This is a genomic window from Prevotella sp. oral taxon 317 str. F0108, assembly GCF_000162415.1.
GTDB lineage: Bacteria > Bacteroidota > Bacteroidia > Bacteroidales > Bacteroidaceae > Prevotella > Prevotella conceptionensis.
In genome coordinates this window covers 1,554,593-1,564,364 of record NZ_GG740072.1, presented here as the reverse complement: position 1 = coordinate 1,564,364, position 9,772 = coordinate 1,554,593, and the positions used below count along the sequence as shown (strand labels likewise).

Annotated in this window: 5 protein-coding genes; 1 reads left to right on the top strand and 4 read right to left on the bottom strand. The window is 41.1% G+C overall.

What is annotated here, in order from left to right:
* Positions 1-62 precede the first annotated feature (62 nt).
* From HMPREF0670_RS06025 to HMPREF0670_RS06010, 4 genes are all read right to left on the bottom strand, one after another.
* Entirely contained in the window at positions 63-989 is a 927-nt protein-coding gene (locus HMPREF0670_RS06025) for a protein kinase domain-containing protein (RefSeq protein ID WP_198009274.1), read from the bottom strand.
* Positions 990-1,301: 312 nt separating this feature from the next.
* Positions 1,302-3,485, bottom strand: coding sequence for a peptidase domain-containing ABC transporter (locus tag HMPREF0670_RS06020; RefSeq protein WP_009230265.1), 2,184 nt, complete (start codon positions 3,483-3,485; stop codon positions 1,302-1,304).
* Between the two features lie 3 nt (positions 3,486-3,488).
* Positions 3,489-5,729 (bottom strand): TonB-dependent receptor domain-containing protein, encoded by a 2,241-nt coding sequence (locus HMPREF0670_RS06015; protein WP_009230264.1) that lies wholly within the window; start codon positions 5,727-5,729, stop codon positions 3,489-3,491.
* Between the two features lies 1 nt (position 5,730).
* Positions 5,731-7,557 (bottom strand): YcaO-like family protein, encoded by a 1,827-nt coding sequence (locus tag HMPREF0670_RS06010; RefSeq protein ID WP_009230263.1) that lies wholly within the window; start codon positions 7,555-7,557, stop codon positions 5,731-5,733.
* 708 nt (positions 7,558-8,265) lie between these two features.
* Between HMPREF0670_RS06010 and HMPREF0670_RS06005 the strand changes: the two genes are divergently transcribed.
* Positions 8,266-9,627 carry a TrpB-like pyridoxal phosphate-dependent enzyme gene (locus HMPREF0670_RS06005; RefSeq protein WP_009230262.1) on the top strand — a complete coding sequence of 454 codons (1,362 nt, stop codon included), beginning with the start codon at positions 8,266-8,268 and terminating at the stop codon, positions 9,625-9,627.
* Positions 9,628-9,772: the final 145 nt, after the last annotated feature.

Sequence of the window (9,772 nt, the reverse complement as noted above, 5' to 3'; positions counted from 1 at the left end):
TTCTTATACTGATTTTTCTGAAAAAGATAAGAAAGAGGGAAAAGTCTAGATGACTTCAATATCTATACTCCAAAGTTTTCTATTTCGCATACAGAAGCGTATCTTTGATTTGGATCCTTGTGCAGACACTTTTTTATGAGTTCAATAATCCAATCTGGAATCCGATGGCCCTTATTGTCGGTTTTTACAAATGTTGGACTTTCGTGAAGTATCGATTCACAAAGCATTTTCCAAGTTATCTCATAAAAGGGAGGCGTTTCATAAATAATGGTATAGATGAGTACACCTAGGCGGTAAACCTCAGCTTTGAAATTAATATCTTCTTTCTGTATAAGTACAAATGGGTTTGTGCTTAACGACTCTGGCTCGATATATTCAAATGTAGCACCCATATAGGGAAACACATGTTTACTGGTAATGTCTCCCAGCATTTCGTAATCTATCAGTTTGAGAATACCTGTATCTGATATGATAAACTGTGCGAGGTGAAGATCTCCATGCACTATATTTCTGGAGTGCAAATTTGCGATCACAGCTATAATGCGCTTTATGATGTCTATTTTCTCCGAAAAGTTCATGGCGTGATAACACACTTCCAGATTTCTTCCTTGAATATATTCCGTAACATAATACATGGACTCTATATCAAAGCAGATAAGTTTCAATATGTTTTGGGAATCTTGAAGTCTTTTAATGATGCTTATCTCTTTCTGGAAATGTTTTCGCTGATCTGGGTCGATTAGTCGCAGTTGCTTAAGAAAGAGGTCTTGCCCCGTGCGGCTCCTAACATGATAGCTAATGCTATAGGTGCTCTGTGCCAATACCTCTACAACTGTGTATAGGCTTTGAGGGAAGTTGTAGGAAATAACAGAAGGGGGAAGCTCGCAGGATTCACGTTGTGGCAATAGAAAACCTTGGGCAATAGATTCTCTAAGAAACACACGATCATGATACGTCTGGATGTGTTCTGAGATTTCCTGTCTGTCCATCGGTTTTCGAAACCTCATGAGAAACACTTTCAGCTTCTTTGTAATGCAGTAAACATCTTTCAAGTGCCTGTCAATCAGAAGAAATGTATATTTTCTGTCGATACAAGTGAGATAGAATGGTAAAACAGCGTTTTCTATAGGAATGACAACATAATTATCGGGGAAAAGACATTGCTCTGCATCTATGCTGTGGGGGGAAGAGACATCACCCTGTGCTAGCAAGGTTTTCACTTTCTCCCCAAGACAGAAAAACAACTAGGCAGCAACCTGTCAATGTAATTATAGAAAATGTTGTTCATGATGACTAATTCCCTAATTCCAATTGGTTCCTGATGAGCTCTGATAGTAATAGCCTTGTTTTTCTACTAATGAGGTGTGGGTGCCCTGCTCTATGATGGTTCCATGATCCATGACCAAAATAATATCGGCATCCTTTACTGTACTTAGTCGGTGGGCAACAACAAATACCGTTTTGCCTTTCAGAATGGGCTTCAGTTTTTCCAAAATGTCTTTTTCATTGTTGGCATCAAGCGAATTGGTGGCTTCATCGAAGAAGAAGATGTCGGGATTCTTGTAGATAGCCCGCGCTATGAGAATCCTTTGTATCTGCCCTTGACTGAGGCGCATACCATTATCACCTATTCTTGTCTCGTATTTGTATGGAAGAGGCTCTGCAAACGTTTCGACATTTGAAATGGAAACAGCCTGGTGGAAACGTTCTTCATTGAAGGATTTTTCTAAGATGATGTTTTCTCGGAGTGTGCCAGAGAAAATAAAACCATCTTGTAAAACAGCACCACAGCTGTTTCTCCAAAGACGATTTTTCACATTTTTGATATCGGTATTACTAACAACGATCTTCCCTTGAGTGGGTTCATAGAGTTTCAGTAGCAGTTTAACAAGCGTTGTCTTACCACTACCACTAGATCCTACGATGGCTATCTTTTTACCTAAGGGGAGACAAAGGTTCATGTCGTGGAGAATGTCGTTTCCTGACATCACATATTTAAAATGCAAATGCTCCACAGAGATGACACCATGTTGTGGCTTAAAAGCTTCTTTGTCCCCGTCTTCTTCATTGTCTATTGAGAAAATACTATTCATACGGTCTAAACTAAGCTTAGCATCCTGATAACCGGCAATGAAAGTGAGGAATTGGGCTATGGGAACATTCAGCTCGCCAATGATATACTGTATAGACATCATCATACCAAAGGTGATGTCACCCCGGATAACAAAATAGGCTGAGAGGAAAGTGATAAGGATGTTTTTCAGTTCATTGATGAACACATTTCCCACATCCAGGTATTGGTCTATTTTAAGTGCTTTTACATTTGTATGGTATAAATCCTTTTGTATGTTCTCAATATCGTCGCGGTTTCTTTGTTCCAGATTTTGAAGTTTAATCTCAGTAATTCCTTTCAGTATCTCATAATACTTTCCCTGATTCTTAGCTTTTACGGCAAAGAGTTCATAGTTTAGTGTTTTTCTTTTATTCACAAACAAGTAGGTCCAGATGATATATAGAATGCTGCCTAAAACAAACACTAGGAAAATATAACCGTTGTATGTCATTAAAACAATTCCCAAGACCAATAGTGTAATCAGCGAAAACACACAATTCACGAAATAGACCGTCACGAAGCGTTCTACTTTGTCATGATCTTGTAATCGTTGGATGAAATCACCCATGGGTTTTGAATCAAAGAATCTGACTGGTAGCCTCAGCATTTTTGTAACAAGGTCTGTAAGTAGGCTGATACTGAACCTGGAACCAAGCTTCAGGACAAGAACTTTCCTGAAGAAGTCATTGAACATGTTTCCCGTGATAAGTGCCATCTGGCCAATAAGTACCATCAAGATAAAGCTGATGTCGCCCCCTTCTATACCCTTATCTACAATCCATTGTGTTAGAATAGGGAAAGCCATTTGTATGCCAGCCCCTATTAATACGCCCAACAAGAGATATAAAAGCATCTTCTTATAGGATAACAGAATAGGGAGGAAAGTTTTTTTTCCTGTTTTTCTCTTCTTGACTGTTGCTGGTTGACAGTTGCCGTTGGGTTCTAACAGAATGACAATACCTTGTGCTCTGCTGTCAACAGTATCTGTTGACCAATGCTGTTCGAACTCACTTAATGAAAACACAACACGTCCCTTTGCAGGATCAGCTATATGAAAAAAAAATTTTCCATGTAACTGGCTTATCTTGTATAATACTACAAAGTGGTTTCGATTCCAGTATAGGATGCAGGGCAGCGTTACTTCTTGCGTCAACTGTTCTAAAAAGACTTTTCCGCAGGTTACCTCGAAATGATTCTTCCGGGCTATTTCCACTACCGATGCCAATGATATGCCATCCTTAGATATGTAATAAGAATATTCACTCGCATCAAGTGAATGGTACATCTTATAATGTTGGCAAATCATCTTCAGGCATGCCAAGGCACAGTCAACACTGTCATATTGCCTCACTATACGGAACCTATGAAACATGCTTTAGTGTTTTTTAGACTCGTTTTCGTATATCTTTCGCTCGCGCTGCACCTTTCCCTTGCTAAGATTGAATGTCAAACACAGCATGACCTTTTGTGAGTAGACCTTATCTTTCATGTCAACATACTGTGTGGCTTGATGAATTCTGCTATGACTCTTCAAATTGCCGAAGGGTTGGATGAATACTAGGTATAGGTCAAGATAGTCGTTGAGCGTATAGTTGACCATTCCTATGCTGGAGTCGCGGGATTTACTGTACCCATTGTATTGCAGCTCTTTACTGTTGTATGTGTATTGCACAATAGCTGTTAGACGAGAAGACAGGTGCCAGTTGCTCTGCATCTGGACCATATAGGAAAACATGCTTGTGTCGTAGAAACTGTTGGCTGCAATACGTCGGCTCAACGCATCGGCATAGAAGTTCACGCTCCACCATTTGGTAAGGTTACACGATAGCGTAAAGTCCAGGCCAAAGTTTTGCACCTTGTTGATGTTGATAAATTCAAGGGTAGCGTTAGTGCCATCTGTCAGCAGGTTGCTGGCTACCTGATTATTGACTTGTTTGTAATAAGCAGAGGATGCTAGATAGAAATTGCCTTTGGAATAACTGTATTCAAGGGATAGCGTACCGTTTTTCTGTGGCTTCAGATACGGATTGCCTTTGGTGCTGATATTCTGGCTTTCCTTTTTAATGAAAGGAAGCATCTGCCAGACACTGGGATCGTTCAGATAAGATGAATATCCCAATGCCAAGTTGTTGTTATCCCATGCATACGAGACATTGAATTTTGGGAAGAAATCTGTGTCCTTCACTCGTGTGCCATCTGCAAAGGAACGATGATAATTCTGAAAACTTACCCCTGCATCCACCGTCCAGTTTTCACCAAGGCTTTTCATGAGTTCTGCGTAAGCAAACATGTTATTGCAATGGTATCTTTCTGCTATATCCGTGTAACTGTTGTTGAAAAGACCTTTGGTTTTGTTATGTGAATACTTCACACCGCTATAAAGAGTCGTTGTTTCATCAAATTTTCTGTTGTAATCGAGTTTCGAGCCATAGATCTCCTGGTTCTCATTCTGCCTAATCAAGGAATTGCCTGTGAAATAAGTATCGTTATCGTCTATTGCCTTCTTATTAAACGACACTTCAAACTTCAAGTGATTTTTCTCGTCTTTATAGTTGGCATAACCTTTATAGTGCTGCGTGTTAAACGCTTCTTTTAACACCGAGAACGACGTGTTCTGATTCTCATACGTATTCTGAAACCTTTCCCTATAAAGAGAAAGATAACCGTCAACGCCTATCTGAAATCTGCTGCTAGGCTGATAGGTGTAGCCGTAGAAAAACTCGTTGTCACACTCCTTGCGTGGAGATGTTGTGTATAGGTCTTCTGATGAAAGCATACCTCCGTTATCGAATATCCTATCTTCTGTCTTCATCTCCAAGTTGCGATAATACTGCTTATAAAACAGGTAAAACGAGTTCTTTTCTATTACATGTCCTATATTCACCTTCGTATCATTCATTGAGGCGTCAACAGCTGTTTTGTTGTCTACCATCAAGGAATAGCCCTGTTCGCGCTCTGTTATGATGTTCATAATGGCGGTGTAGTTGAGGTTGGCATACTGGCTTGGTATGTTGTACATAATCTCTACACGCTTCACACTTGCAGGTTGAATTTGGTCAACAAGACTGTTGTCTGTCAGCTCAATACCATTTTTGAGAATTAGAATGTTACTACTTCCTTTTATATGCACTGTGCTGTTACAATCAACAAATACTGTTGGGATGTTTTCCAAGAGGCGGGATGTCAGTCTGACATTCTCTTTCATCTGGTCGGTAAAAGAATAGGTGAAGTTCAGTCTGTTCCTCACTTTTGTTTTAATTCCATTTACCTCCACTTCATCAAGTGAAGTGGCGTTTGCCGTCAATTCTATCGACACATCTGTCTGCTCCCCATGACAAAAAGAAACCCTCTTTCTATCATAGCATACATGGGTAACTTGAATGGTGTAAGTCTTGCCTTCCACCAAATTCTTACTAAGCTCGTAATAGCCCAATGAATCGGTTACAGCACCACAAACAAACGCTGAGTCGGCATTCAGCAATACGACATTGACAAATTCTATTGGTTTCTTCGTCAATGAGTCTATTATATGGCCGGATACCTTATCCTGATTTTGCGCGATGCAAAAACTCAGATTTATTAGAAGTCCTATTAGTATGAGTATTGACTTTTTCATTTCAGAAGATAAAGGTATTATGGTTGATGTTCGCTTCTTGATGTTTTCCCTGAATATTCTTCACGACTCTCAAAAGATCCAACTGGCGGCATTCGTCAATCAAGGCACAATTCTCACAATTAAAGTTCTGAGGCCATTCATAGTAACGTAAAATCTTGTCAGGATCCTTCACATCATCAATAATCTCTGCCAATTCATCACTGTACAGGATGCTTAGTTTATTCTCGATTTCGTCATCACTGTTATTTTCCAATTTAAGCCTGACGTAGTCTTTAATACCATAATAATACTTGTAAGCACCGAAGTCCTTGTTTTTCAAGAATTCCTGCAGATACCAATAGGCTTCTTTTATCATTCCTGCTTTGTAGTTGAGCATGAATAGCAGTTGTTCCAATTTCAATTCATGCAAGTCGCGGTTGGTGTGAAAAACCAGCATTTCATTGAAATTAAAACTAAACATTTTCAGCAACTGATAGTCGCTGTTTACCTTCTTGCACATATCCAGCAGCTCTTCTTTTGATATGTGTTCTATGTTGCGAAGAGAGTTCAAGCTATAGTATGTGTCGTTCAGCACCTCATAGTGCTCCCTTTTGGTGGCGAACTGACTCATTCCTGGCACAACTATATAATAGGAGTTCAGTCCCATGAATGAAACGTCTCTTATATAAATTCTAAAACCAAGACCATGGATAAGGCTCTTGATAAAAGAAATATCACCCTCATCGGTTACGTCAAGGCTATCGTTCAAACCTTTAAACTCGTATGATGGTTTTTCCTTAAAAAGACACACTCCCCAATTACCGCTCCCGTCAATGAACAGCTTGTTGCCATTAGAGAAGATAAAAGACTCATCATACTTAGGATTATTGGCATATTGTTCAAAGGTAATGTCATACCATGAAAGGCCTGTGGCTGATTGGTATAGTTCTGTTAGACATCTCTCTAAAGCCACACCAGGATTTAGTGCTGATCCGAGATTAAAATTGTACTTTCCCATTTCTTCATCTATAACCAGAACTCCCAGTACAGGTATGCCCTTCCCTAAAGAACAGTCTTTAATGATTAGTTTATAACGATTTTCTTCCTGTAGTTTCTCGATAATAGAATATACAGGATAATCCTTAAATGCAGAGATAGGAATAGTAGGTGGCGTGAGATTCTGATTGTATATCTGTGAACCAGCATAACGCTCAAAAATCTCGCAAAAGCCTTGAATAAGAGCCTCTTCTTTGGTGTTGCCACTAGCCATACCATTAGAACCACAAGAAATGAGTATCAGTTCTATTGGCAACATGACCTCTCCTTTATCCTCTTCAGAGTAGAATGGAACACATTTACAATTTTTGAACATCAGATAATCCTTGAAGAAACTGATGGCATCGGATTTCGTGTTAATGAAGGGGAATAAGGACTTGAGAAACACAAACTGATTTTCGACCTCTGTTTCCATCAAAATATCTGATTCTTTAGGGTCATATAGGAAGTCTAGTGCCAATCCTTGCTCTATCAATTGTTTTTTGTAAAAACAATCGTCCATCTTGGACAGATTATGCTTTTCAGCATTCTTGACCCCTCGAAACAACATATTGTTTTGAAGCCTTTCCATAAACTCAGCATATCCACTTGCCAATGCATATTCATATGTGGTCCCCTTTCCATTTGTTCCTATATTTAGAGGTGAGAACTTTCCTGACATATGCACACGCGATGTGAAAAGACAATCGCTGTTGCTGTATGATGCTTCCTGTAGGAAAATACCCGCTTCATCCAGACTCTTTCGTATTCTATTAATTGTTGTTGCTGGTGAACAAGCCTTATATGGTTTCATTTTGTCTATTCAAGCTTATTGGAGTGATTGATACATTATTATATTTAAAGGAAGGCATAAGAGATGATTCGAATGCCTTCCTCGAAATTAGCCTACCGATTTAGAACTGCGTTGTTGTAGCGCTCTTCTTCTTGCCGATTACTACAACGGTCTTCAGATTCTCGCTTACATTAGCTCCACCCATTGTGTTCTGCATTTCATTCTGTGCAATACTCTGCATCTTAACTTTTAACGATGTCGGTTTCGTTTTTTTTAAGTTTTTAGAATTTTCATAATTCCCTTATTAAAGCATCAGGGTTCTGCTCTCATTTAATGCATGAGTAAACTTATATATTACACTTATATATAATCGATTGAAATATAAAGGCTTATAGTTATAGTACTCCCCAACATCCGACAAGTGGTTGAACATTGCTTGCGTTGCCATCTAGAGCATGCGGACGCTCCAGAGCGTTCTCCTATCTTGACGCTGCTAATTTATAATATTATTTTGATTCTTGCAAGAGTTTCGATGATTTTTATCAATAGTGTCCTAAATAATTTTGTGAAAACTCACGCCAATAAAAATATGGCTAACGCTTGCCGTTGTCGAAGATCTTTTATAAGTTTGCATGGCAAAAAGAGCTATGCCGAACTAGGGCAGGCCTTGATATGTTACACGCAGGCGGCGCACAAAACAGGCCACCAACAACTAAACGCAGAAGAATTATGAGTAGACAAAAAAGGTATTTACTACAAGAGAGCGACTTGCCCAAGCAATGGTATAACATACAGGCCGACATGCCCAACAAGCCTTTGCCGCCACTTAACCCGGCAACCAAACGGCCCGTAAGCGTAGACGACCTTGCCCGCATCTTCTGTAAGGCCTGCGCTGAACAGGAGTTGGACACGAAAAACGCGTGGATTGACATCCCCGAAGAGGTGCAAGACAAATACAAATACTACCGCTCCACACCTCTTGTACGCGCCTACGCCCTAGAAAAGGCACTAGGAACGCCCGCTCACATCTACTTTAAGAACGAGAGTGTTAACCCTTTGGGCTCGCATAAGGTGAATTCGGCCTTGCCCCAATGCTACTATTGCAAGGAAGAGGGCGTTACAAACGTTACCACCGAGACGGGCGCAGGACAGTGGGGAGCTGCACTAAGCTATGCGGCCAGCGTGTACGGACTGGCGGCTGCCGTTTACCAAGTAAAGATTTCGATGCAACAAAAGCCCTATCGTTCATCGGTTATGCGCACGTTTGGCGCAGCTGTTACGGGCTCTCCATCCATGTCTACTAGGGCCGGTAAAGACATTATCACGCGCGACCCGCTACATCAAGGGTCGCTTGGTACGGCTATCAGCGAGGCCGTGGAGTTGGCTACCACCACACCCAACTGCAAATACACGCTCGGTTCGGTGCTCAACCATGTTACACTGCACCAAACTATCATCGGGCTTGAAGCCGAAAAGCAAATGGCTATGGCCGAAGAATACCCCGATGTGGTGATAGGTTGCTTTGGCGGCGGCAGCAACTTTGGGGGTTTGGCCTTCCCCTTTATGCGCCATAACATCTTAGATGGGAAGAGAACGGAGTTCGTTGCAGCCGAACCAGACAGCTGTCCTAAGCTAACGCGCGGTAAGTTTAAGTACGACTTTGGCGATGAGGCTGGCTATACGCCTTTGTTGCCGATGTTTACGCTGGGTCATGATTTTAAACCTGCCAACATTCATGCCGGCGGTCTGCGCTACCACGGCGCAGGTGTAATTGTGTCGCAATTGCTTAAAGATGGGCTGATGCGGGGCGAAGACATCCCCCAACTGGAAACGTTTGAGGCGGGAACGTTGTTTGCTCGCACGGAGGGTATCATCCCTGCACCCGAAAGTAACCACGCTATCGCTGCCGTTATACGCGAAGCGAAACGATGCAAGCAAACTGGCGAAGAGAAGGTTATACTCTTTGCACTATCGGGACACGGCCTGATGGACATGACCGCATACGACCAATACCTCAATGGCGACTTGCTTAACTATTCGCTTTCGGAAGAAAGCATTGCACAAAGTCTTAAAGCGGTTCCAGAGGTTTAATAACACACTAAATAGGACTTGTGGGCGCGCGAGATACTCACCCCTAACCACGGGGTTACGTAACTTGCTTGCTTAACAAGTCCTTCTTTATGTTGAAAAGTTGACGAGTTGATGAGTTGACAAGATAACTTGTTAATGAGTTAAG

Coding starts and splice junctions, on each gene's coding strand:
- HMPREF0670_RS06025 (WP_198009274.1), bottom strand. CDS start 989: ATGGACAGACAGGAAATCTCAGAACACATCCAGACGTATCATGATCGT.
- HMPREF0670_RS06020 (WP_009230265.1), bottom strand. CDS start 3,485: ATGTTTCATAGGTTCCGTATAGTGAGGCAATATGACAGTGTTGACTGT.
- HMPREF0670_RS06015 (WP_009230264.1), bottom strand. CDS start 5,729: ATGAAAAAGTCAATACTCATACTAATAGGACTTCTAATAAATCTGAGT.
- HMPREF0670_RS06010 (WP_009230263.1), bottom strand. CDS start 7,557: ATGAAACCATATAAGGCTTGTTCACCAGCAACAACAATTAATAGAATA.
- HMPREF0670_RS06005 (WP_009230262.1), top strand. CDS start 8,266: ATGAGTAGACAAAAAAGGTATTTACTACAAGAGAGCGACTTGCCCAAG.